Below are 22,631 nucleotides of genomic sequence, written 5' to 3' on the forward strand. Positions count from 1 at the left end.
GAGGCCTTCGGCGCCTCCGTTCCCGAACCGAACCGCATGGCCTCGTGTCTCGCCGTCGCGTGAAATACCTCGCGCCCGGCGGCGGGCTGCGCGATCATGACCCGATGGACACGCGCTTCCTTGCGATCGCAGAGCTGGACGACGTCCCTTCCGTGGCGGTCGTGGTCGACGTGATGCGCGCTTTCACGGTGGCCGCCTGGGCTTTCGCCCAGGGAGCGGAGAAGATCGTCCTGGCCGAGTCGCTGGACGAAGCGCTGGCGCTGAAGGCTCGCCACCCCGGCTGGGTGGCCCTCAAGGACGGACCGCCGGCGCCCGGGTTCGACGCGGTCAACTCTCCGGGCATGCTCCGGTCCGTCGACCTCGGTGGCCGGACCGTCGTGCAGAAGACCACCGCAGGGACGGTCGGCGCCCTCGCTGTCAAGGAGGCGTCACTGGTGCTCTGCGCCGGGTTCGTGGTGGCGGAGGCGACGGTCCGGCTCCTGCGGCTACGCGCGGCCGACCAGGTCACGTTCGTCGTCACCGGCGAGGACGGCCGCGCGGACGAGGATCTGGCGTGCGCTCAGTACATCGCCCGGAGAGCCACCGAAGCGGATACGGACGCGGCCGCGTTCCTGCGCCGCGCCGGCGAGTCGCGCGCCGCCGCCGAACTGGCGCAGGGTGTGCGTCAAGGAGTCCATCCCGACGACGTGGCGCTCTGTCTCGAACTGGACCGGTTCCCCTTCGCCATGGTCGCGACCCTGGAAGACCGGCTCATGGTCCTCCGTCCGTCCGCCGTTCCCTCACCGACCGACTGACTTCGTCCGGCACCGCCCGCCCCGCTCGGTGACCGGCAGGTGCCGGGTGTGCCCCGGGTTCGCCGTGGCCAGGCGCGTGAACAGGGACGCGGACACACCCGGCATCAGGCCCTACTTCGGTGCCTGGAAGCCACCCATGGTGTCTTCGAGCAGTTCCGCCAGACGCAAGGGAGTGCGGTCCTCCAGCATCGGACCGATGAGCTGAACTCCCACCGGCAGACCGTCGGGAGACAGGCCCGTCGGTACGGCGGTGGCGGGCAGGCCCGGCATGGTGGCGAGACCGGCCCAGACGAGCTGGTCGAAAAACGGGTACGCGACGCCGTCGATGTCGATCCGGCGCCCCAACAGATCGGGGTCCTGGTCGTGCGGGAAGGCGGGAGTGGGCGTGATGGGACACACGACGGCGTCGAACTCGGCGAAGAACAACCGCCAGCCGAGGCGGTGGAGTTCACGACGGCCGTTGACCTCCATCCAGTCGCGGTGGCTGAGCACCATGCCGCGCAACCGCGCCGCGGCGAGACTCCGGTCGTCCGCGCCCAGTCGCGCGGCCCGGATCCTCAACTGCTCGTACGCTTCGACGGGAAAACGTGCCACGGAGCCCGAGAACAACAACTGCGTGTAGAGGACGGCGGCCTCGGTCAGATCGGGCAGCAGCGGAGTGTGCCGTTCGACGCGGGCGCCGGCCGCGACGAGCACATCGGCAACCCGCTCCACTCCCGCCCGCACGGCCGATCCGGTCGGAAGGAGAGGATGCCGGTCGAGGACCAGGACCCGGAAGTCGCCGAGCCGTTCGTGGCGCGCGGGCGGCAGCGTCGCCCTGTAGGCCACACCCCGCGTCAGAGGATCCGGTCCCGCCATGACATCGAGCAGGAGAGCGAGATCCCGGGCGGAGCGTGCCATCGGACCCACGACAGCGAGGTCGAGTTCGTCCGGCAGCGCCGGTCCGGGCGGCGGGACCATACCGCGCGTCGCCGCCAGCCCGACGGTCGGCTTGTGCGCGTAGACACCGCAGAAGTGCGCCGGGGTGCGCAACGAACCTCCGATGTCCGAACCGATGGACAGCGCACCGAATCCCGAGGCGAGGGCAGCCGCCGATCCGCCGGACGATCCGCCCGGCGTACGAGCCTGATCCCAGGGGTTGTTGGTGGTGCCGTGGATCTCGTTGAAGGTCTGCAGGTCCTGCAGTCCCAGGGGCACGTTGGTCTTGCCGAGCACCACCGCCCCAGCGGTTTTGAGCCGGGACACCTGCACGGCGTCCTCGACCGGCAGGTGGGTCCTGTACTGCGGCATCCCCCACGTCGTCGGCAGACCCGCGATGTCGTAGCACTCCTTGACCGTCACCGGGATGCCGAGCAGCGGACGGTCCTCGCCGCGCGCGCGTGCCTCGTCGGCGGCGCGCGCGGCGAGCCGTGCACGGTCGAAGTCCCGCACACAGATCGCGTTGATCTCCGTGTCGTCCCGCTCGATACGGGCGATCGCCGCGTGGGTCAGTTCCTCCGAGGTCACTTCGCCGGCCCGCATAGCGGCCGCGAGTTCCACGGCTGTCCGTTGGTTCCAGTCCATGACGCGGGAACGTACCTTTCCCCCGTCGGAGCCACGAAATGCCGCTGTGCGCAACGGAGATGGAACTATCGGCGTGCCCGGCGGCGTGTCACCGCGACGCCCACGGCTCCGGTGCACAGCGCCACGGCCGCCGCGGCTTCGATCCAGAGCAGCCCGCCCGAACCGGTGGCGGCCATCGAACCGTTCTGGGCGCTCGACCCGCCACTCGTGCCGGCTCCGCCGGATGTCGAGTCGGACCCTCCCGTCGCGGTGCCGGATCCGGTTCCGGAGGATGCAGAGGCCGACGCCGACGGGGAGGGTGAGGCGGACGGGCCGCCACCGGTGATCTTCAGGGTGACCGGTGCGGAGTCGTTGCCCGGCTGATCGTCGCGGTTGGGGAAGTCGGTGCGGCCCATGACCTCGACCGAGCCCGGCTCGGGGTGCGCGACCGCCTTCTGGATGCGTACGTAGAAGGTGAGTTGGTCGGTGTCGCCGGCCGGGAAGGTGTCCGAGATCCGGCACTCGTATGTGCGGGTGCCCTTGATCGGCGCGCCGCAGGCGTGGTCGTCGTCCTCGCCGGGGAAGGGGATCTTGGTGATCACCGTGCCCTCGGGCGGGGTGACGCGGTACACGCCGGAGCCCTGGCCGGGACGGCTGTACAGATTCATGGAGCCCGGGCCGCCGTTCTTCACGCCCAGGTTCACCGGCACCGTCCGACCCACCTTGCCGGTCACCTGGCCCCCGAGCGCCTGGTAGTCGGCCCGCTGCGCGGTGGACACCTCGACGAAGCCGCCGAAGTCGGGGAAACCGGAGGCGGGGACGGGCTTGAGGCCCAGTTCCGGTCCGCTGCCGGTGATGGTGTAGTCCGCCGGGTCGTCGTACTGCCACGGGTTGCCGCTGCCGAGCGGCCAGGTGAGGTAGCTGATCGTGGCGTACATCAGGTCGTCCGACGCGGTGAAGTGCCACGGCTTGTCGAACGCGTAAGCCGTCCCGGGTTCGATCGGGGTGTCGAAGGTGCAGTACGCGGTGGGCTGCGGCATCGGCCGGTAGCGGCAGTTGCTGTACTGCTCGGCGACCTTCAGTCCCTCCTCGCCGAACAGCTTCACGCCGATGCCCCGGGGCGCGGCCAGCGGGCCGGTGTTGGCGATGGCCGGGGTGATGTCGAAGTTTCCGCCGGGGGCGATGCCGGTGACCTTCTTCTCGCGCTGGGTGAGCAGTTCGGGGCCACCGATGATGGCGTGCGTGGTGGCGGTGGCCGTGCCCGCGTTGCTGGAGACCGCGGTGTAGTGGATGTCGCCGGAGGCGCCGGCCTTCACGCCTTTGGCGCCCTTGATGTAGAAGGGCTGGACGCTGGTCAGGCCGTCGATCGAGGTGTACGCGCAGGTGTAGACATACCCGGAGCGCGAGCAGGCGCCGCCGTCGCCCGTGATGAGGGCCTTGCCCTCCAGTTCGGTGGCGTCGATGGTCAGCTTGACGTTCTTGGCCAGCGGCTCGGTGCCGTCGGGGGCGCTCAGGTTCAGGTCGAGCCGGAACAGATCACCGTCACCGGGCGGGCCCTCGCCGTACTGGTAGGTGTAGTACGTCTCCTGAGCGTCGATCGTCAGTTTCGTGTCGGCGGCGTTCGCCGTGGCCGGCAGCGCCGCCACACCGAGTCCGGCCGCTCCGGCCAGCAGTGCCGTCAGCCGGCTCCATCGCCGTATCCGTCCCATGCCCCACACCCGTCCCACCCGCGTCGTCCGGAACGCACACACGTGTCGTTCGGATGGCTGGACTCACCGCGCCAGGGGATGGTTGCGCTCCGGATCGTTGCGATTTCACCACTGCCCGCCGCCTCGGGCTCCTTCCTCACCGACGAGTCCGTGTGCACGACCGACAGGACGGTGCACCAGAACCGGCCCGTGCAAAGGCGTTGACCCTCACGTGGCGTCATGCCGCACAGTCGGTGGGGTGGAGGAGCATCTGACGGTGGGGCGGGTGGCGGAGCTGGCCGGCGTGAGCGTCCGCACGCTGCATCACTATGACGAGATCGGCCTCGTACGGCCGTCGGCGCGGACCGGGGCCGGGTATCGGGCCTACGCCGAGGGTGACGTGCAGCGGCTGCGGGAGGTGCTGGCCTACCGGCGACTGGGCTTCGGGCTGCGCGAGATCGCGGATCTGGTCGACGACCCGGCCGTCGACGCGGTCGCGCACCTGCGCCGGCTGCGCGGTCTGCTGGCACAGCAGCGCGACCGAGCTGCCGCGATGGTGACGGCGATCGACCGGGAACTGGAGGCGCGGGCGATGGGGATCAGGACAACACCGGAGGAGCAACTCACCATGTTCGGGGCGGAGTTGTACGACGCCATCGGGTCCGCGTACCCGGTGACGCGGCGAACCGAACCGCGGATCGCCGCCCGGGTCTGGGACGCTCTCGGGGACGCCCGCACCGTGCTGAACGTCGGCGCCGGGACCGGCTCGTACGAGCCCCCCGACCGCGACGTCGTCGCGGTGGAGCCGTCGGCGGTCATGCGGTCGCAGCGTCCCGCCGACGCCGCGCCGTGTGTGGCCGCGGCGGCGGAGAGCCTCCCGTTCGAGGACCAGTCGTTCGACGCGGCGATGGCCTTCAGCACCGTGCATCACTGGCGGGACCCCATCGCCGGCCTGCGGGAGATGCGGCGCGTGGCCCGCCGCGTGGTGGTGTTCACGTACGACGCCGGTGACACCGGCCGCCGGGAGAGGTTCTGGCTCACCCGCGACTACCTGCCCGAGTTCGCCGACCTCCTCGTCGACTGGCCCTCGCTGGCCGACCTGACCCGTGCCATCGGGGGCCGCGCGGAGCCGGTGCTCGTACCGTGGGACTGCGCCGACGGCTTCTTCGAGGCCCACTGGCGGCGGCCCGAGGCCTACTTGGAGGAACCCGTGCGCCGCGCGGTGTCGGTATGGACCCGGGTCGGGCGGGAGGCGGAACGACGGGCGGTGAACGGACTCCGCGACGACCTCTCCTCGGGCCGGTGGGCCGAGCGCAACCGCGACCTCGTCGCCCTCGACGCGGCAGAACTCGGCCTCCGCCTCCTCGTGGCCTGATCCGCCACGCAACGAAAGCACCGGGCAGGAGCCCTTCGCACGACCGCGCCGTCCTCGACGGACACGAAAGGCACACCGGTCACGGCCCGATGCAGCGAGCGAGGAGCGCGGTCACTACGATCAGAGCCCAAGACAACCATTCGACCGGCTCGATGGGAGAACCGGTCAGGGTCGCCGATGCCGGGGTCCGCTCCCCGGGCTGCGGTGATCTTCCTGCCCAGGAGGACCCCCCGCATGTTTCGACGTATTGGGATCACCGTCGTCCGACATCCCGTCTGGACGATCGTGGCATGGCTCATCGCGGCAGTGGCGATCGTCGCCTCGGCTCCGGGCCTGCCTTCGAACAGTGACGAGAGCAGTTTCCTCCCCAAGAGCTACGAGTCCATCAAAGCGGCGGATCTCCAGGCGAAGGCGTTCCCCGGCGCCTTCACCCCGTCCGCGATCGCGCTGTACCAGCGCACCGACGGCGGCAGACTCACCGCCGCCGACAAGAAGGACGTCGCCCGGATCACCACCGAACTGGGCCAGAAGAACATCGACCAGGTGCAGAAGGTCGTCCCCGGCCGGCCGTCCAAGGACGGCAGGTACGACCTCACCCTGGTCCAGATGGACAGCAAGAACGCCGGTCAGCCCAAACAGGCCGACGCGGCGAAGGTGTTGCGGGACGACGTCAAGCAACTGGCCAAGGGCACGGACCTCGACGTCAAGCTCGGCGGCTCCGCCGCGCAGGCTCTCGACCAACAGGATTCGTCCAAGCGCGGCCAGGCCCTGATCGGGATCGGTACCTTCCTGATCATCCTGGTGACCATGCTGATCATCTTCAGGGCGCCGATTCTCGCGGTTCTCCCCCTGATCCTGATCGGCGTGGTGGCCGCCATCGCCAACGGGCTGATCGCCTACGCCACCAAGCTCTTCGACCTCCAGGCCAACAGCTCGGTGTCCTCGATCCTCATCGTCGTGCTGTTCGGCGTGGGCACGGACTACTTCCTGTTCCTGATGTTCCGTTACCGCGAACGCCTGCGGGCCGGGGACGAGTCGAAGGAGGCGATGATCAACGCGGTCGGCCGGGTCGGTGAGGCCATCGCCTCGGCGGCCGGCGCCGTCATCATCGCCTTCCTGGCACTGGTGCTGTCCACGCTCGGCTTCCTCAAGCAGATGGGCCCGGCGCTCGCCATCTCCGTCGCCGTCACCCTGGTCGCGGGCCTGACCCTGGTCCCGGCCGTGGTGTCGCTCATCGGACCGAAGGTCTTCTGGCCCTCGAAGTCCTGGCAACAGGAGCCGGAGAACGCCCGGTTCGCCGCCCTCGGCCGCGGCGTGCAGCGCCGCCCGGCACTGACCGCCGCGCTCTCCGGGCTCGTCCTGGTCGCCCTGTCCCTGGGCGTGTTCGGGTACAACGCCACGTTCGACCTGGCATCGGGCTCCATGCCCAAGACCAAGGAGTCCATGGTCGTCCAGGACGAGATGCAGAAGGCGTACTCGGCGGGCGCCGCGGCACCCACCGACGTCTACCTGTCCAGCACCGACGGCAAGCCGCTGGACAAGGCCGCCTTCCCCGCGTACGAGAAGAGTCTCGGCGCCGTGGACGGCGTCGCGAGCGCGAGCATGACCCAGGTGAACAAGGCGGGCACGACCGCCGACTTCACGGTCACCCTCAAGTACGAGGCGTCGACGGACCAGGCGATCGACACGGTGGGCAGGGTGCGGGACGTCGCCCATGCCGACGCACCCGAGGGCACCGAAGCCCTCGTCGGTGGCATGTCCTCCATCTACAAGGACATCGACACGGCGGTCAACCACGACTACCGGACAGTCTTCCCCGTCGCCGCGATCCTCATCATGATCATCCTGGGACTCCTGCTCCGCAGCGTGGTCGCCCCCTTGTACCTGATGGCCTCGGTGGGTCTCGGGTTCGGCGCGACCCTCGGTGCGACCGTGTGGATCTTCCAGGAAGGTCAGGGGCACTCGGGCCTGATGTTCATGCTGCCCGTGATCATGTACCTGTTCGTGGTCGCCATCGGCACCGACTACAACATCCTCATGATCGCCCGGCTCCGCGAGGAGGCCCGCGAAGGCAGGGATCCACGGGAGGCGGCCGGCATGGCGCTGAGGCACGCCGGGCCGACCGTGGCCGCGGCGGGCTTCATCCTCGCGGCGACCTTCGCCACGATGATGCTGGCGGGCAACGCGCTGCTCACGGAGATGGGATTCGCGGTCTCGTTCGGTATCGCGATCGCCGCCTTCGTGATGGCGATGTTCTTCACGCCGAGCCTCACCGCCCTGATCGGTCACGCGGCATGGTGGCCCGGGCACGCGGACCGGGCCCAGGAGGAGGCGACCGGAACCGGAACGGAGCCCATCGGCCCCGGACCCTTCGCCGACGAGGACCGGGACGTCCTCGCCGACGATCCCTCGGGACGGCGCGGGTAGCACCCGTGGAACCGGCTGCTGCCGGGCCGGCGACCTCCGGCCCGGCAACAGCCCACCGTCCCTCTCGGCTCAGTGGACCGCGGGGACCTCGCGCGCGTGGGGGTACTCGGCGGGCCGGTGCTGGAAGGAGAGGATCTTCGGGTTCTGGACGACCCCGTCGCGGATCTCGATGGCCTTTCTCAGCGTGACGTCCGCGTCCCATCCGGCGGGACCGCTCATGACCTTGCGCAGATAGGGAAGCAGCGCCTCGCTGATCTCCCAGGTGGCAGAGTTCCACAGGTGCGACGGACTGTGGTCCACCGCGTAGTAGTGGCAGCCCGGCCCCACCGTGTGCATGGGTTCGCCGAAGGTGGTGGGGCGGGCCCAGGCGAAGCCCATCCCCTCGTCGCAGGCCACGTCGATGAAGAAGGTCTCCGGGCGGAACACCGCGAGTTCCTCGTCGGTGACGAACATGAGGGGCGCGTCGGTGTCCTGCAGGACGCAGTTGACGATGACGTCGAACCCGGCCAGGTACTCCGCCAGCGGCACGGACCCGTTCGCGGTGACGGCCTCCAGCCGTGACGGATCGTCCTCCCGCTCCGCGAAGTGGCCCATCACGACCGAGGGCATCGGCGAAGCGACCGCCGCGGCGGCACGCTGCGTGAGCACCGTGACGTCGGAGATGCCCATGGCGCCCAGGCCCGTGACCGCGCCGCGTGCCGTGGCGCCGAAGCTGATGACCACCGCGCGCAGCCGACGCCCGTAGCTGCCGGTCAGGCCGCCGAGCTGGAGAGCGTGCAGCACCGAGCAGTAGCCGGCGAGTTCATTGTTCTTGTGGAACACGTGGACGCTGAAGGCGCCCTTGGACGTCCAGTGGTTCATGGCTTCCCAGGCGATGAAGGTCAGCCGTCGGTCGATCCCGATCTGCGTCATCTTCTCGTCCTGGACGCAGTGCGGCCATCCCCACAGCACCTGGCCCTCGCGCAGTTCGGCGACATCCTCGTGCATGGGCTTGGGCAGCAGCAGGACGTCACACTCGGCGAGCAGTTGCTCACGGGTGCGCAGACCCGCCACGAGTGGTCGCAGGGCGTCGTCGGCGACGCCGAACCGTTGGCCGTAGCCCTGTTCGAGGTAGATCCTCTCTCGTATGTCCGGAGCGATCCGGTCGAGGTGGCGGGGGTGCAGCGGCAGACGGAACTCGTTCTCCTTGCGGGAGGAGGCGAGTACTCCGAGACTCATCAGACTCATGTGGGGCGGCTCTTCTCCGACCGGACGCGAGTGCTCCGGCCATTGCCGTTCCCCGAGGGCGACGCCGAAACGGATGACGGCGTGCGAGGTGCGCTCGGTACCGCCACCGTACTCCCGTCCAGGCGCCGCCCCACGCCTGTGGCCGTCGTCCGCCGAGGTCCGGGCGCCCCTCACCGGACGGCGCGCCCGGCCGCGCCCCGTGCGGCTACCTGGTGTGGACGGTGGTCAGGTCGGTGAGGCCCGAGATGGTCAGGACGGGTTCGAGGAGCGGGTTGGTGACCAGTTCGAGGCGTTCGGCGTGGGGGAAGAGCACGCTGAGTCCGGCGCTGTCGAGGTATTCGACACCCGTGAGGTCGAGCACGAGAGGTCCGGTCATGTCCGTGAGGGCGTCGGCCAGTTCCTCTGTGTTGCTCATGTCGATCTCGCCGACGGCGGTCAGCAGCGCGGTGCCGTCGGCCCGTCGCCCGCGGGTGAGGGTCAGGGAAGTGGTCATCAGGCGATCCTCGTGTGCATGTCGACGGTGGTGCCGGACGGGCCGGGGGTGATGGTCACCTGTTGCATCAGGGCACGCATGAGCCGCATTCCGCGGCCGCGATGGGTGTTGAGCTCCGGCTGCGGCGCTTTCCACCGACCGGTGTCGGCGATGGTCAGGTGCAGGTTGTCGACGAACGCCTCGGCTCGGATGTGGATGGCGTCACCGGGGGCGTCACGGTGCCCGTGTTCGATGGCGTTCGCACACGCCTCGCCCGCTGCGACCAGGACGTTCTGCACGGTGCTCGGCGGCAGATCGCACTGGTCGAGCCAGCTGCGGAGTGTCTTGCGGACGGGGGCGAGCTGGGAGGACTCCGCGGGGAAGGACATCTCCAGCGGGGCGGGATGGCGGTAGAGCAGCAGGGCGACGTCGTCGTCGTAGCCGTCGACGGGAGCAAGGCGGGACATGACGTCGGTGGCGAGCTCGTCGACCGCGGTCCCCCGGCCGTCCTGGAGGGCTTCGCTGGCCTCGTCGATGCCCACGCTGAGCGGACGGCGACGCCGTTCGACGAGTCCGTCGGTGTACAGCAGCAGAGTGGACCGGGCCGGTATGGCGCAGGCGCCCTCCGGCCGCTCCTTGCCGGGGCGGACCGCCAGGGGCAGCGAGCGTCCGTCCTCGAGGAGGCGGGTGGTGCCCTCGGGATGGACCAGGATGCCGGGCGGGTGGCCGGCACTGGAGTACGTCAGCTGCCCGGTGTCGGTGTCGAGGACGCCGCAGAAGACGGTGGTGCAGGCCGCGCCCGGAACGCCGGCGGCGAACTGGTCCAGGGCCATCAGCGTCCGGGCGGGACTGGCGTCCTGGAGCATCAGGGCCCGGCAGGCGCTGCGCAGTTGGCCCATGACGCTGGCGGCTTCGAGCCCCCGGCCGACGCAGTCCCCGACGACGATGCCGATCCGCCCGTCGGGCAGGGTGACCGTGTCGTACCAGTCGCCGCCCACTTCCAGGGGCTGTGTGGCGGGCTCGTAGCGGACGGCGAATCCGTCCGGGAGCCGTGCCGGGCCGAGGATGGCGCGCTGCAGGGCGATGGCGGTCTCACGCTGCTGGTCGATCTGGTGTGCCCTCTGCAGGCCTTGGGCGAGGTGGCCGGCCAGGAGGGACAGCAACAGTTGGTCCTCTCCGGTGAAGGGCCGGTTGTCGCCGAGGTCGATCCAGAGCGCCAGGGGGCCGTTGGGGAACTCCAGGAGTATCCCCGCCCCGGTGCGGTCGGCCACCGGCGTGAGAATCGGCCCCTGGCGCAGGGCGTCGAGCCGTTCACGGCTTTCGGAGGGCAGTCCCGGCCAGGTGGGCGACGCGCTCGTCGAGGTCAGCGTGGGTTCGTCGCCGTGGTCGAAGACCGCTGCCACGACGGACCGGGCGCGCCACAGCTTCTTGAGCTCGTCCAGTGCTCCGGTCAGCGCCTCGGGGAGGCTGGTGGCCCGGGACAGGCAGGTGCCCAGTGCTGCCAGGGCGCTTTCACGCTGGATGGCGTAGTGCTCGGCGGTGACGTCGCGGAAGGTGCCGACGGTGACGCGTCGGCCGGTGTCGGGATCGTCGACCTGGTTGAAGGTGGCCGTGGCCCACAGCCGGCGTCCGTCCCGGTGGGTGATGGGGATGGTGTAGGAGCCCTTGGTGTTGCCGAGCAGCAGCGCGAAGGCCTCGCTGACCTGCTGATACGCCGCGGAGTCGGTGGTGGCGTCGGGCCACCAGGGGTGGACCGGCCGGTATGGCAGGCCTTCGGGCCCGTAGCCGAGGATGTCGGTGAACGCCGCGTTGATCTCGATGACGGCGCCTTCCTCGTCGCAGACGAAGAAGGCCTCCTGGAGGGAGTCCACCAGTGCGGTGCGCCAGCGGGCGTGGTGGCTGCGCAGCCGTGCCAGTTCGATGTTCGCGCGCACCCGGGCGAGGAGTTCGGCGGCCGCGAACGGTTTCACGAGGTAGTCGTCGGCTCCGGCCTGGAGTCCCTCGATGGACGCTTCCTGTCCGGCCCGCGCGGACAGCAGCAGGACCGGGAGGGAGGCGGTGCGCGGGTCGGAGCGCAGTGCCGCGACCAGGGCGAGACCGTCCAGGTGGGGCATCATCACATCGCTGACGACCAGGTCGAAGGCCTTCGTCCGTATCGCCGCCAGGGCCTGCCGGCCGTCGTCGACCGTGCTGACCTCATACCCGGCGCCGCGCAGCAGTCGGTTGAGGTATTCGCGCATGTCGGCGTTGTCGTCGGCGACCAGGACGTGCGCGGGGAACGCGGCTCCGGTCCCGGAACCGTCAGCGCCGCCGTCACCGGCGCTCGCGATCTCGACGGGCGTCGTCCCGGTCTGTTCGCCGGGAAGCCAGCGCAGGGCCTCCTGTACGAAGGGGTCGGTCGCCGTGGAGGCCGAGCCGGTGGCCGGCTCCGGATGAACCGCCTCGTCCGGCAGGTGTGCGGAGCCGAACGGCAGGCGGATGATGAACCGGGTGCCCCGTCCCTCGGCGGACGCGGCGGCGATGTCGCCGCCGTGCAGTCCGACGAGTTCCTTCACCAGGGCCAGGCCGATGCCACTGCCTTCGTTGGAGCGGGAACGGGCGTTCTCGATCCGGTGGAAACGCTCGAACAGCCGGGGCATCTCCGCCGCGGCCACACCGATGCCGGTGTCGTCGACCGTCACCACGGCCCTGCCGTCCTCTGCACCCACGGCGACGCGTATCGAGCCCTCGAAGGTGAACTTCAGCGCGTTGCTGAGCAGGTTGAGGACGACCTTCTCCCACATGGCCCGGTCGACGAAGACCGGTTCGGGCAGCGGGGCGCAGTCGACCTGGAATTCCAGGCCCGCCCTGTCGACGGCGGAACGGAACACGCTGGCGAGTTCACCGGTGACGGCGGCCAGGTCCACCGGCTCGTAGCGCGCCTGCATCCGGCCGGCCTCGATGCGGGAGAAGTCCAGCAGCGTGTTCACCAACTTGCCCAGGCGCAGACCGTTGCGGTGGATGACGTCGAGTTCCTCACGCACGCCCGCGTCCGCGTCCGCGAGCTTGTCGCGCAGCTCGTCCACGGGCCCCATGATGAGGGTCAACGGTGTACGGAACTCGTGGCTGATGTTGGAGAAGAACGTCGTCTTCGCGCGGTCCAGCTCCGCGAGTTCCTCCGCGCGCCGCTGCTGCGCCTGGTAGCTGCGGGCGCTGGCGACTCCGGTGGCGACATGGCCGGCGACGAGTTCGACGAAGCCGCGGTACCCGTCGTCGAGGGCCCGGTAACGATTCAGACCGACGACCATGAATCCGTACGGGGAGCCGCCCTGCTGCTTCAGCGGCACGACCAGGGCCTGGACGGGCGGTTGAGGCCACTCCCCCGCCGGCAGATCCGCGAAGGGGGCCCCGTCCAAGGGGACGAGCACCGACTCTCCGAGGGCCGCGGCGGCCGTCGGCCACACGGTCTCGGAGCCCGGCGGCAGAACCTCCACGGCGGCGGGGTGCGCCCTCTCGACCCCGGTGACCGCGGCGAGGGCGGCGCTGCCGTCGTCCTGGAAGAGGTAGGTCAGCGTGAAGGGCAGATCGTGCGGGTTGAGGCGCAGTTGCCGACGGGCGAAGTCGAGCATCTCCTGCTCGGTACGCACCACACTCGGGTCGGAGCCGAGGTCGCGGAGCGTGGCCATCCGTCGTTCGCCGATGACCCGCTCGGTCTCCTCGCTGACCACGCAGAGCATCCCGACGACCTGGTCGGCGTCGTCGCGCAGCGGGCTGTAGGAGAAGGTGTGGTAGCTCTCCTCCGGGTACCCCGAGCGTTCGACGAAGAGCAGCAGCGCCTGGTCCCAGGTCGCCTCGCCGGTGGCGAGGACGGTGTGGATACGCGGGCCGATGTCGTCCCAGATCTCCGCCCAGACCTCACTCGCCGGCCGTCCCAGAGCCCACGGGTACTTCCGGCCCAGGGTGTCGCGCCGGTACGCGTCGTTGCAGAAGAACGTGAGTTCCGGCCCCCAGGCCATCCACATCGAGAACTTCGACGACAACAGGATGCTCACGGCGGTCTTCAGGCTCTGCGGCCAGCTCTCCGGGTCACCGAGCGGGGTGCTCCCCACCCAGTCCACCAGCGCCAGGTCCTGGCCGACCGCCGCGTCCGCGGCGAACACACCGGCGCCGGCCGCCGCCGTTTCCGGCACGGGATCCTCGGAACGCGTCACTGCCCACCCCTTCGTTCACGACAGGCCGATGCCCGGGGGCGGCCTGCCGGTGTCCATTGTGCGGTCGCCTCCGCGCGCAGTGGACACCATAACGAGGAGAATCCACCCGACCGACGGCCACCCGGGGAAAGCTCGTTGACGGGCTCATTAGGATGGGACAGCCGCGCCTGGCGCCAACAGTCGCGGCCAACGGGGAGGGGAGGGACGCGCCATGACGGCTCCCCGCACACCCATCACGGCCTCGTACCTGTCGGACCGTGCCACGCGAGGAGACGGCGGTCTGCCGGCCACGGTGCACAGACTCTTCACCGATCCGGGAACAGGAACAGGACGACATCGCACCGCTCGCCCTGTCCGTCCTGACCGGCCACACACCCCCACCCGCCCAGGAGAACCGGTGAACGACCGCACTCTGACCGTCACTCGACACACCCACGCCGACGGCGCCACGGTGCTGACCGTAGCCGGTGAACTCGACCACCACACCGCGCCGGAACTCGCCCGGGTCATCACGGAGACACCCTTCAGCCCGGACGTCCCCCTGCTGATGGAGATCTCCGAGCTGACCTACTGCGACTCCACCGGGCTCACGGTGTTCGTCAGTGCCTACGACCGCGCGCTCAAGGCGGCGTCGCGTCTTCTCCTGGTGGGGATGAACGCCGACCTGATGCACCTGTTTCGCATCGTGGGCCTCGATCAGCTCTTCACGTTCCAGCCCACCGTGGAGGACGCGATCGACGCCCTTCACGCCTGAAGGGCGCTGTCGGCGGGCCTGAAGCGCGGCTGCCCGCACGCGGTCAGCGGTCCGCGGTCGCGCTCAGGCCGTCCAGCAGCAGATCGAGGCCCGTAGTGAACTGGTCGCGGTCGTCATGGCCGCGCAGGTCCGTGGTCGTGCCCGTCAGGAAGGGGTACTCGGCGGGGTCGAGCGCCGCCCAGTGTTCGGCGGTCCGGGTCAGGAACGCGGCGCGGCCGGTGGCCGTGCCGACGGTGACGCCCGGGGAGATGATCTCGGCGCTGACGCCGGTGATGTAGTACGAGATCGCGGTGGCGACCGCGAACTGCCGCTCGGCGGGCAGTCCCGTCCGTGCCACGAGCGCGCCGATGCGGTCGAGCAGTCGCAGGGCGTTCTCCAGCGTAGCCGGCGCGGTGACGTGGGACGCCGCCCACGGGTGCCGGTCAAGGGCGTCGAAGACGGCGACGGCGAGCGTACGCAGCCCGTCGATCGCGTCCCCCTCCGTGTGGGGGACCGCGCCGAAGGCGTGGCCGAGGACCTGATCCGCGGCGAGGGCGACGAGTTCGTCCTTGTTCGCCACATGCCAGTACAGGGCGCCGGTTCCGGTGTCGAGCTGCTTGGCCAGCAGCCGGAAGGTCAGTCCCCGCTCCCCGTGCTGGTCGAGCAGTGCGACGGCCGCGCCGACGATGATCTCTTGCGACAGGGCGTCGGGGCGCCCCTTCCCGTCGGGTGCTCTTCCTCGTGTGCGCGGCATGAACACATTTTGACACACCCTGGATCGGTGTTCCATATTGGTTATGGAACACCGATCCATAATGTGCCCGGCGAGCGCCCAGTGCCGTCGTGGCACGGGAACGAGGAAGCCATGACCACCACCCACCACCCCATCGCCATCGTGGGCGCCGGCCTCGGGGGCCTGACCCTCGCCCGGGTCCTGCACGTCCACGGCATCCCCGCGACCGTCTTCGAGGCGGACCCCTCGGCCGCGTCCCGCACCCAGGGCGGCCAGCTCGACATCCACGAGGACGACGGGCAGCGCGCGCTGGCCGACGCCGGCCTCACCGACGCGTTCCGCGCGATCATCCACGAGGGCGCCGAGGCGCTGCGCGTGCTCGACCAGGACGGAAAGCTGCTCCACGACGAGCCCGACGACGGCATGGCGCGGCGCCCCGAGGTGCTGCGCGGAGACCTGCGCGGGATCCTCCTCGACTCACTGCCGGACCGGACCGACCAGTGGGGACGCAAGGTCGGCGCCGTCCGCTCCCTCGGCGACGGCCGGCACGAGCTGACCTTCACCGACGGCACGACCGTGACCAGCGGCCTGCTCGTCGGTGCCGACGGCGCCTGGTCGAAGGTCCGCCCCCTGCTGTCCGACGCCACACCCCGGTACATCGGCACGACGTTCATCGACACCTATCTCCACGACGTCGACCGGAAGCACCGTGCGGCGGCCGAGGCGGTCGGTGTCGGCGCCATGTACGCGCTGACCCCGGGCAAGGGGATCGTCGCGCACCGCGAGGCGGGAGACATCCTGCACACGTACGTGCAGCTGACCCGCCCCGCCGACTGGATCGCCGGCGTCGACTTCACCGACGCGTCCGCCGCGACCGCCCGGGTGGCGGCCGAGTTCGACGGCTGGGCACCGGAACTCAGGGCACTGATCACCGACGGTGAGACCACGCCGGTCGCGCGCATGATCCACACCCTCCCGGACGGGCACCGGTGGGACCGTGTGCCCGGGGTGACGCTTCTCGGCGACGCGGCACACCTGATGCCGCCGTCGGGCGACGGCGCGAACCTGGCGATGTTCGACGGCGCCGAACTCGCCAAGGCGATCGCCGCGCACGGCGACGACCTCGAAGCGGCTCTCGCGGCCTACGAGACGGCCCTGTTCGCCCGCACCGAGCCCTTCTACGCCGACGCCCACGAGATCCTGGACCTCTGCCTCGGCGGCCGCGCGCCGTTCGGACTCATCGACCTCTTCAACGGCGTTCCCCAGGGCGGGGACGGTACGCGAGAGCAGGGCTGACCTGTCCCAGTCCCCCAGTCCTCCCAGTCCTTCCCGCGCAAGCGCCTCAGGCCGACGCGCTCAGGACGCGTCCAGCTCGCCGTACAGCACGTGGTGGTCCGAGTACGACGACGGACGCACGGCGTGTCCGGTCGGCACGAGGCCCCGCAGGAAGACGTAGTCGAACGTGCTCCGCCAGTCGGTCGTCGGCTCGCAGTCGCCCGTGGACGAGGGACCGCATCGCGGGTCCACGTCCACGGCCAAGGCCCACATCGGGGCGAGTTCGGGAGCATCGGGAACGGCGTTGAAGTCACCGAGGACGACGGCACGGTCGTGCCGCGCGACTTCCGCGGCGAGGACGCGTGCCTGTCCCGCTCGGACCGTCTCCTGTCGTCGCTCGGCGAAGTGCGTGTTGAAGACCCGCAGCGGCCGGCCGTCCACCGTGGTGGTGACCGCCATGTACCCGCGGTCCTCGGACCCGCCGTCGGGATACTCCGCCGTCACGAGATCCCGCATGGGTGCCGCCGAGAGAATCGCCTGGCCGTAGCCTCCCGGGCTCCAGGGCGCTCCACCGCAGCGGCCCCACTTGTGAAGGACGGAACCGAACTCGACCTGGTAGGTCAGTCCGTACAGGTCCTCCAGGTAGTCCACGATCCTCTCGACGTCCCCCACACACGCCTCTTGCAGGCCGACGACCTGGGGGGCGTACGAGGCGATCTCCGACGCCCGGTCGACGTTGCTCCCCTTACAGGGGTTGCAGAGGTTCCAGGTCATGACGCGGTTCGGGACGACGTCGACGGCGGCGTCCACGGCCCCCGACCTGACGAAGGGAGAACTACTGGGCGCGGTGGGGCCGATGAGCACCAGACACGCCACGATCACGGCACCCGCGATCAGCTGCGTGCGCCCTTTCGCCACCGGCGGCCCCCTCACGGCGGACAGCCCCTTCGCGGGCGTCCTCTTCAGACGAGGATAAGAGGTGTGCCGCTCCTGCCCGAGAGCAACCGGTCACTCCGGGCTGCGCCAGATGTTGTCGAACGCCGCTCCCTCGATGCTGCGACGCTGCCTTTCGGCCTCCAGTTCCTGAAGTGCGCCGCTGACGCCGGCCAGCACCGTCTCCGCGGCGTCGTCCTCGATCACCGGGGCCTCTCCGGCTGTCTCGCCGGTGATCCCTATCCCTTCGGCGAGGGTGCGGAGCACCGGCTCCGCGGCGGACCAGTGCTCCGCCGCCTGCCGACGGGGAATCGAGTCGACGAGGACGGTGTGTCCGCCGCGGAAGGGTCGTCTGCCCTGTTTCCGAACCAGGCCCTCCGACTCGAAGGCGGCCCGGTACGTCGCAGCAAGGCCCTCTCCCCTGCGCCACAGCCAGTCGTCGACCGACTCGTACGGTTCGGTCACGACCACGGAGGCCGCGGCATCCTTCAAGAGCGGGTCTGTCGGCGCGGTCAGGTCACCCGGCACTATCCGGTCGCCCTCCAGCCGAATCGCCCGGCTCTCCGGAAGAGCGAGCAGTTCGGCCCCGGCGAGCGCGAGGGACACCTCACCCGATCGCACCGGCCGGTTCCCCTCGACATCGAGAGCGACGATCAGGAGGTCCCGCGGCATGCTCATGGGCAGTCTCCCGTCCAATGCGTCGGCAACGGAACGCCGTTGACGGACACGGGCACCACTCCGGACGCGGGACGTCGGTTCGGCTGCGGGTGCAACCGGCGCTCTCCACAAGCAAGTCCGGGCAGATCCGCCCCCATTTTACGCAGCGTGCCCCGCACCTGCATCCCGTCCTGTTCTCCCTTGCGGTCGAGCCGTCGTCGCGCGTCCACCGGCGGGCGTGGCCATGCCCTGCCGTGCCGGGGCGCGGAGCGGATGCCGTCCGGTCGAACGAGTGACAGACTGAAAATCCGGTCGGCCGCACAGCCGGTCGAGTGGAGCGGCGTATGGCCCGCGCATCGCCCGCATTCCGGCTGGCCCGACGCCGACGCGTGGCGCCGTGGGGGACCCGCACGAATTCCGCGTCCTGAGAGTGGTGACCCCTTGTGAGTGGGATCGATGGAGAAGCCGACGGCGCGCGTGGCCGGCTCGCCGGGCAGACGGTCGTGGTGGTCGGAGGCAGCGCGGGCATCGGACTGGAGACCGCCCGCCAGGTACGTGCGGAGGGCGGCGACCTGGTCCTGGTGGCGCGGGACCCCGGACGCCTCGAGCGTGCGGCCGAGCAGCTGAACCCCCTGAGCACCGCCGCGTTCGACGCCCATGACGTCGAACGCCTGGAGCGCTTCATCCAGGAGCTCCCCGGACAGGTCGACCATGTGCTGGTCACGGCGGGCAGCCCGTCGTACACGCCAATCGCCGAACTCGACCTGGCCGAGGCCGGATCCGACTTCGGCGGGCGAATCGCGATGGTTCTCGCGGTGGCGCGCGCGAGCCGGGAGAAGGTCAGGCCAGGAGGAACGCTGTTGTTCATCGGCGGCACCGGCGGCAGGCGCCCCGCACTCGGGATGGCCGTGACGGGCGCCGTCACCGCCGCGCTCCCGGCACTGACCGCCAACCTGGCGCTGGAGATCGCCCCGGTCCGGGTCAACCTCATCGCGGCCGGATTCGTGGACACGCCCCTGTCCGCCTCTCTCCTGGGCGACCAACTCGACGCCCGGCGCGAGGAGTTGCGGAAGACATTGCCGATCGGACGCGTGGTCGGACCCGAGGATGTCGCCGCCCTCGCCCTGCACATCATGGTCAACGGCGCACTCACCGGGGCCACCTACGACATCGACGGCGGCCAGCAGCTCGTGGCGCACTGACATCCATGGCCCGGGTCGGGGCCGGAGTGGAGCGCGCCCCGGCGCCGTCCGGGAAGCAGGTCGTCGTCCGTGTCGCCCCTCGGGGCCGAGACGAGAGGAACGAACGATGGACATGAAACTCGAGGTCGTCGTGGTGCCGGTCTCCGACGTCGACCGTGCCAAGGACTTCTACACGGGGCTGGGCTGGCGGCTCGACGCGGACGTCCCGACCGGCGAGGACTTCCGGGTGGTCCAGATGACCCCGCCGGGCTCTCCGGCCTCGGTCATCTTCGGTACGTCGGTCACCGAGCAGGCCCCAGGTTCCGCGCGCGGGCTGCATCTCATCGTCGACGACATCGAGACGGCCCGCGAAGAGCTGCGAAAGGGCGGCGCCGACCCGGGCGAGGTGTTCCACGACGCCGGGGGCGTCTTCCACCACGGCGGCACCGACGCCCGGGTTCCCGGCCCCGCTCCCGAACGCGGCAGTTACGGATCCTTCCTGTCGTTCAGCGACCCGGACGGCAACGGCTGGCTTCTCCAGGAGATCACCACACGGCTTCCGGGCCGGCTGGATCCCGCCACCACCGCGTTCTCCTCGGCCGACGACCTGGCGAGCTCGCTGCGGCGTGCCGCAGCCGCGCACGGAGAGCACGAGGCACGCACCGGCGCGGAGGACCCGGACTGGCCGGACTGGTACGCGCGGTACATGGTGAGCGAGCAGGCCGGGACGGAGCCGCCCACCTGAGCCCGTAACGGCGGTGCGCCCAACGCCGGTTGCGGGGACGGAACCGACCGCGTCGGAGGCGACGATCCTGAAGGACGCCCGCACGGGGTGGGTCCATCGGGATCGTCGCCTCCGTTCGTGTGGCGAGTGCGGTGATTCGGACCACGGGACGCTCCGGGGTGGCTACGGTGCCTCCGGGGTGCCGCGCCGGCATGACTCGCGCGATTCGGGCAACCCGCTGAGACATCCGAGGGGTTCCGACGAGGGGGTGCTCGTGAGGGAGACGCTGCAGCGCTCGAGCCAGGAGGAAGCCCGCGTCGGTCGTCCGCACGAAGACGGTCCTCAGCGGACAGCCGGCGACGGAGGGCCCCGAGGTCCGTCCGGCGAGGACGCCCGGCCGAAGCGGACAGCGCAGCGCGAGGCCTTCTTCGACAACGCGAAGTACCTGGCGATCGTGCTGGTCGCCATGGGTCACGCCTGGGAGCCGCTGCGCGGTGACAGCCGGGCGGCAGCGGCGCTGTACATCACGGTCTACACGTTCCACATGCCCGCGTTCATCATCGTCTCCGGCTACTTCTCGCGAAACTTCGACGCGCGTCCGAACCGGATCAGGCGTCTGGTGACCGGCGTTGCCGTTCCGTACGTGGTGTTCGAGGTGGCGTACTCGCTGTTCAAACGGTGGGCGGACGACGACCCGGGCTTCGCGATCAGCCTGCTGGACCCCTGGTACCTGACATGGTTCCTGGGCGCCCTGCTCATCTGGCGGCTCACCACTCCGGTGTGGAGGGTCATGCGCCGCGCCCTGCCCCTCGCGCTCGCCGTCGCGGCGCTCGCGGCGGCCTCCCCCGACATCGGCGACGACCTCGACCTGCAACGTGTCCTGCAGTTCCTGCCCTTCTTCGTCCTCGGTCTCTGCCTGAAGCCGGAGCACTTCCACCTGGTCCGCCGCCGCGAGGCGCGCATCCTGTCCGTGCCCGTCTTCGCGAGCGCGCTGGCCGTCGCCTACTGGGCGGCGCCGCGGATGAACGCGGCCTGGTTCTACCGTCGGGACAGCGCACAGGAACTGGGCGCACCCGGCTGGACCGGTGCCGCCATGACGTTCGCCCTCTTCGCCTGCTCCGTGGTGCTCGTCGCCTGCTTCTTCGCCTGGGTTCCGCGGCGCACGACGTGGTTCACCGTGCTCGGCGCCGGGACGCTGTACGGCTATCTGCTGCACGGCTTCCTCGCCAAGGGCTCCCGCTTCTGGGACTGGTACGACCACGCCTGGATCCACCGGCCGCTCGGCGAGATCGCCGTCACCGTCGTCGCCGCCGCGGTGATGACGCTGCTGTGCACCCCGCCCGTACAGCGGACATTCCGCTTCGTCATGGAGCCGAAGATGCGGTGGGCTTTCCGGCAGGACGCCGTCGATGTCGCCAGGGCCCGGCGGTCGGGGTGACCGGCCCGGCCAGAGGGCCCGCGCTTCATTTCGAGCGCCTCGCCGCGTCAACACCGGCGGGCCTTCAGGCCGTCGTCATGCGGGACGGCGAGGGACGGGCGGCTGGACGGCTGGACTTCCAGATCTGCCACTGCTGCCGGCTGGGTCATGTGGAGAGCATCGTCGTCGCGGCCCACTGGCAGGGCCAGGGCGTCGGCAGACGGGCCGTGCACACGGCTCTGGGGCCGTCCATGGGCTACGCCTGGTCCACGTCACGGCAGACGTCCGAGGGCCGTCGCTTCTTCGCGGCCATGCGGGAGGAGACGGGCCTGGCGTTCTCCGCGGGTGGCGCGGGATGCCCGCACATGCTCGCCGCGCACCGGCCGGGACTCCTGCGCGGACTGCTCACCCACCACCGCGCGTAGGCCGCCGACGCGCCGCGGGCGTGAGCCGGGTGGTCAGGCGGCGCCGCCGTTGGAGAACAGGACCTGGCCGTTGACCCACCGACCGCCCGGACCCGCCAGGAACGCGACCGCCTGCGCGATGTCCTCCGGCGTGCCGAGCCGCTCCAGCGGAGAGACGGCGGCGATCCGCTCGACCAGCTCGGGGCTCTTGCCTTCGAGGAAGAGCGGGGTGGCGGTCGGCCCGGGAGCGACGGCGTTGACGGTGACATCCCGTCCCCGCAGTTCGCGGGCGAGGATCAGGGTCATCGCCTCGACCGCGCCCTTGGTGGCCGCGTAGGCGGCGTACGTCGGCTGCTGGAGCCGGGTGACGGACGTGGAGAAGTTCACCAGCGCTCCGCCGGGGCGCAGCCGGCGGGCCGCGAGCTGGGACACGACGAACGTGCCGCGGACGTTGACCCGGTGCATCCGGTCGAAGGCGTCGAGATCCATCTCGGCCAGCGGGGCCAGGACCATGATCCCGGCGGTGTTGACCACCACGTCGACTCCGCCGAAGCGCTCCTCGGCGGTGTCGTACAGGGCAGCCATCGCCGTTTCGTCCGCGACGTCGCCGGACACGGCGACGGCCTCGCCGCCCGCCTTCCGGATCGACGTCACGACTTCGTCGGCGCGTTCGGCCCGGCCGGAGTAGTGCACGACCACGGACATGCCGTCCGCGGCCAGCGCCTGCGCGACGGCGCTGCCGATGCCGCCCGAACCTCCGGTCACGATCGCCACACGGGCGGCGGACTGCTCAGTCGTGGTCATGCTGATCTCCCTCTGTCTTTTGTGGACGGTTAGTACATTAGCAGGATGTAGACAA

At 70.4% G+C, this 22,631-nt stretch carries 18 protein-coding genes; 9 read left to right on the plus strand and 9 right to left on the minus strand.

Translation table 11 applies throughout. The annotated features are described in order from the left end of the window. Positions 1 to 104 precede the first annotated feature (104 nt). Positions 105 to 794, plus strand: coding sequence for a 2-phosphosulfolactate phosphatase (locus B0675_RS37680; RefSeq protein WP_081224277.1), 690 nt, complete (start codon positions 105 to 107; stop codon positions 792 to 794). A 111-nt stretch (positions 795 to 905) separates the two neighbouring features. On the opposite strand, the gene B0675_RS37685 is transcribed toward B0675_RS37680, so the two are convergent. After that, positions 906 to 2,357, minus strand: coding sequence for an amidase (locus tag B0675_RS37685; RefSeq protein ID WP_081224278.1), 1,452 nt, complete (start codon positions 2,355 to 2,357; stop codon positions 906 to 908). 65 nt (positions 2,358 to 2,422) lie between these two features. Next, positions 2,423 to 4,045, minus strand: coding sequence for a hypothetical protein (locus B0675_RS37690; RefSeq protein WP_081224279.1), 1,623 nt, complete (start codon positions 4,043 to 4,045; stop codon positions 2,423 to 2,425). Positions 4,046 to 4,310: 265 nt separating this feature from the next. On the opposite strand from B0675_RS37690, the gene B0675_RS37695 reads away from it, so the two are divergent. Then, positions 4,311 to 5,399: a MerR family transcriptional regulator gene (locus tag B0675_RS37695; protein WP_206602754.1), complete on the plus strand. Its 1,089-nt coding sequence runs from the start codon at positions 4,311 to 4,313 to the stop codon at positions 5,397 to 5,399. A gap of 234 nt (positions 5,400 to 5,633) precedes the next feature. Continuing rightward, positions 5,634 to 7,826: an MMPL family transporter gene (locus tag B0675_RS37700; RefSeq protein ID WP_081224281.1), complete on the plus strand. Its 2,193-nt coding sequence runs from the start codon at positions 5,634 to 5,636 to the stop codon at positions 7,824 to 7,826. A 69-nt stretch (positions 7,827 to 7,895) separates the two neighbouring features. On the opposite strand, the gene B0675_RS37705 is transcribed toward B0675_RS37700, so the two are convergent. The 3 genes from B0675_RS37705 to B0675_RS37715 all read right to left on the minus strand — a co-directional run bounded on the left by B0675_RS37705 (position 7,896) and on the right by B0675_RS37715 (position 13,715). Beyond that, a complete protein-coding gene (locus tag B0675_RS37705; RefSeq protein WP_081224282.1) occupies positions 7,896 to 9,053 on the minus strand; it encodes a N(5)-(carboxyethyl)ornithine synthase in 1,158 nt (385 codons plus the stop codon). Between the two features lie 205 nt (positions 9,054 to 9,258). Then, positions 9,259 to 9,546: an STAS domain-containing protein gene (locus B0675_RS37710; protein WP_081224283.1), complete on the minus strand. Its 288-nt coding sequence runs from the start codon at positions 9,544 to 9,546 to the stop codon at positions 9,259 to 9,261. Then, positions 9,546 to 13,715 (minus strand): SpoIIE family protein phosphatase, encoded by a 4,170-nt coding sequence (locus tag B0675_RS37715; protein ID WP_081224284.1) that lies wholly within the window; start codon positions 13,713 to 13,715, stop codon positions 9,546 to 9,548. Before B0675_RS37715 ends, B0675_RS37710 begins: the two co-directional genes overlap by 1 nt. A 397-nt stretch (positions 13,716 to 14,112) precedes the next feature. Here B0675_RS37715 and B0675_RS37720 point away from each other — a divergent pair, with 397 nt between their 5' ends. Next, positions 14,113 to 14,469, plus strand: a complete 357-nt coding sequence (locus tag B0675_RS37720; protein ID WP_081224285.1) for an STAS domain-containing protein — start codon at positions 14,113 to 14,115, stop codon at positions 14,467 to 14,469. 43 nt (positions 14,470 to 14,512) lie between these two features. On the opposite strand, the gene B0675_RS37725 is transcribed toward B0675_RS37720, so the two are convergent. After that, positions 14,513 to 15,202, minus strand: coding sequence for a TetR/AcrR family transcriptional regulator C-terminal domain-containing protein (locus tag B0675_RS37725; RefSeq protein ID WP_179165550.1), 690 nt, complete (start codon positions 15,200 to 15,202; stop codon positions 14,513 to 14,515). Between the two features lie 111 nt (positions 15,203 to 15,313). Between B0675_RS37725 and B0675_RS37730 the strand changes: the two genes are divergently transcribed. Beyond that, positions 15,314 to 16,477: an NAD(P)/FAD-dependent oxidoreductase gene (locus B0675_RS37730; protein ID WP_081224287.1), complete on the plus strand. Its 1,164-nt coding sequence runs from the start codon at positions 15,314 to 15,316 to the stop codon at positions 16,475 to 16,477. A 60-nt stretch (positions 16,478 to 16,537) separates the two neighbouring features. On the opposite strand, the gene B0675_RS37735 is transcribed toward B0675_RS37730, so the two are convergent. Together B0675_RS37735 and B0675_RS37740 are read right to left on the minus strand one after the other, a co-directional pair. Further along, a complete protein-coding gene (locus tag B0675_RS37735) occupies positions 16,538 to 17,374 on the minus strand; it encodes an endonuclease/exonuclease/phosphatase family protein (protein ID WP_241540154.1) in 837 nt (278 codons plus the stop codon). A 90-nt stretch (positions 17,375 to 17,464) separates the two neighbouring features. Then, complete coding sequence (locus tag B0675_RS37740) at positions 17,465 to 18,067, minus strand: GPP34 family phosphoprotein (RefSeq protein ID WP_081224288.1); 603 nt, start codon at positions 18,065 to 18,067, stop codon at positions 17,465 to 17,467. A gap of 422 nt (positions 18,068 to 18,489) precedes the next feature. Here B0675_RS37740 and B0675_RS37745 point away from each other — a divergent pair, with 422 nt between their 5' ends. The 4 genes from B0675_RS37745 (at position 18,490) to B0675_RS37760 (ending at position 21,793) form a co-directional block, all read left to right on the plus strand. Then, positions 18,490 to 19,248, plus strand: a complete 759-nt coding sequence (locus tag B0675_RS37745; RefSeq protein ID WP_081224289.1) for an SDR family oxidoreductase — start codon at positions 18,490 to 18,492, stop codon at positions 19,246 to 19,248. A gap of 106 nt (positions 19,249 to 19,354) precedes the next feature. After that, the gene (locus B0675_RS37750; RefSeq protein WP_081224290.1) at positions 19,355 to 19,972 is read left to right on the plus strand and encodes a VOC family protein; all 618 of its coding nucleotides are present in this window, start codon (positions 19,355 to 19,357) and stop codon (positions 19,970 to 19,972) included. A 253-nt stretch (positions 19,973 to 20,225) separates the two neighbouring features. Beyond that, positions 20,226 to 21,389 carry an acyltransferase family protein gene (locus B0675_RS37755; RefSeq protein WP_241540157.1) on the plus strand — a complete coding sequence of 388 codons (1,164 nt, stop codon included), beginning with the start codon at positions 20,226 to 20,228 and terminating at the stop codon, positions 21,387 to 21,389. Positions 21,390 to 21,466: 77 nt separating this feature from the next. Next, the gene (locus B0675_RS37760) at positions 21,467 to 21,793 is read left to right on the plus strand and encodes an N-acetyltransferase (RefSeq protein ID WP_143661154.1); all 327 of its coding nucleotides are present in this window, start codon (positions 21,467 to 21,469) and stop codon (positions 21,791 to 21,793) included. A gap of 33 nt (positions 21,794 to 21,826) precedes the next feature. Here B0675_RS37760 and B0675_RS37765 read toward each other — a convergent pair whose 3' ends face one another. Continuing rightward, positions 21,827 to 22,576 carry an SDR family oxidoreductase gene (locus tag B0675_RS37765; protein WP_179165551.1) on the minus strand — a complete coding sequence of 250 codons (750 nt, stop codon included), beginning with the start codon at positions 22,574 to 22,576 and terminating at the stop codon, positions 21,827 to 21,829. Positions 22,577 to 22,631 lie beyond the last annotated feature (55 nt).

Source organism: Streptomyces sp. M41(2017) (assembly GCF_002078175.1).
In the GTDB taxonomy this organism is placed as follows: domain Bacteria; phylum Actinomycetota; class Actinomycetes; order Streptomycetales; family Streptomycetaceae; genus Streptomyces.

Excerpts from the sequence above, each read along its gene's own strand:
- B0675_RS37680 (WP_081224277.1), top strand. The coding sequence starts at position 105 with ATGGACACGCGCTTCCTTGCGATCGCAGAGCTGGACGACGTCCCTTCC.
- B0675_RS37685 (WP_081224278.1), bottom strand. The coding sequence starts at position 2,357 with ATGGACTGGAACCAACGGACAGCCGTGGAACTCGCGGCCGCTATGCGG.
- B0675_RS37690 (WP_081224279.1), bottom strand. The coding sequence starts at position 4,045 with ATGGGACGGATACGGCGATGGAGCCGGCTGACGGCACTGCTGGCCGGA.
- B0675_RS37700 (WP_081224281.1), top strand. The coding sequence starts at position 5,634 with ATGTTTCGACGTATTGGGATCACCGTCGTCCGACATCCCGTCTGGACG.
- B0675_RS37705 (WP_081224282.1), bottom strand. The coding sequence starts at position 9,053 with ATGAGTCTGATGAGTCTCGGAGTACTCGCCTCCTCCCGCAAGGAGAAC.
- B0675_RS37710 (WP_081224283.1), bottom strand. The coding sequence starts at position 9,546 with ATGACCACTTCCCTGACCCTCACCCGCGGGCGACGGGCCGACGGCACC.
- B0675_RS37725 (WP_179165550.1), bottom strand. The coding sequence starts at position 15,202 with ATGCCGCGCACACGAGGAAGAGCACCCGACGGGAAGGGGCGCCCCGAC.
- B0675_RS37730 (WP_081224287.1), top strand. The coding sequence starts at position 15,314 with ATGACCACCACCCACCACCCCATCGCCATCGTGGGCGCCGGCCTCGGG.
- B0675_RS37740 (WP_081224288.1), bottom strand. The coding sequence starts at position 18,067 with ATGAGCATGCCGCGGGACCTCCTGATCGTCGCTCTCGATGTCGAGGGG.
- B0675_RS37750 (WP_081224290.1), top strand. The coding sequence starts at position 19,355 with ATGGACATGAAACTCGAGGTCGTCGTGGTGCCGGTCTCCGACGTCGAC.
- B0675_RS37760 (WP_143661154.1), top strand. The coding sequence starts at position 21,467 with ATGCGGGACGGCGAGGGACGGGCGGCTGGACGGCTGGACTTCCAGATC.
- B0675_RS37765 (WP_179165551.1), bottom strand. The coding sequence starts at position 22,576 with ATGACCACGACTGAGCAGTCCGCCGCCCGTGTGGCGATCGTGACCGGA.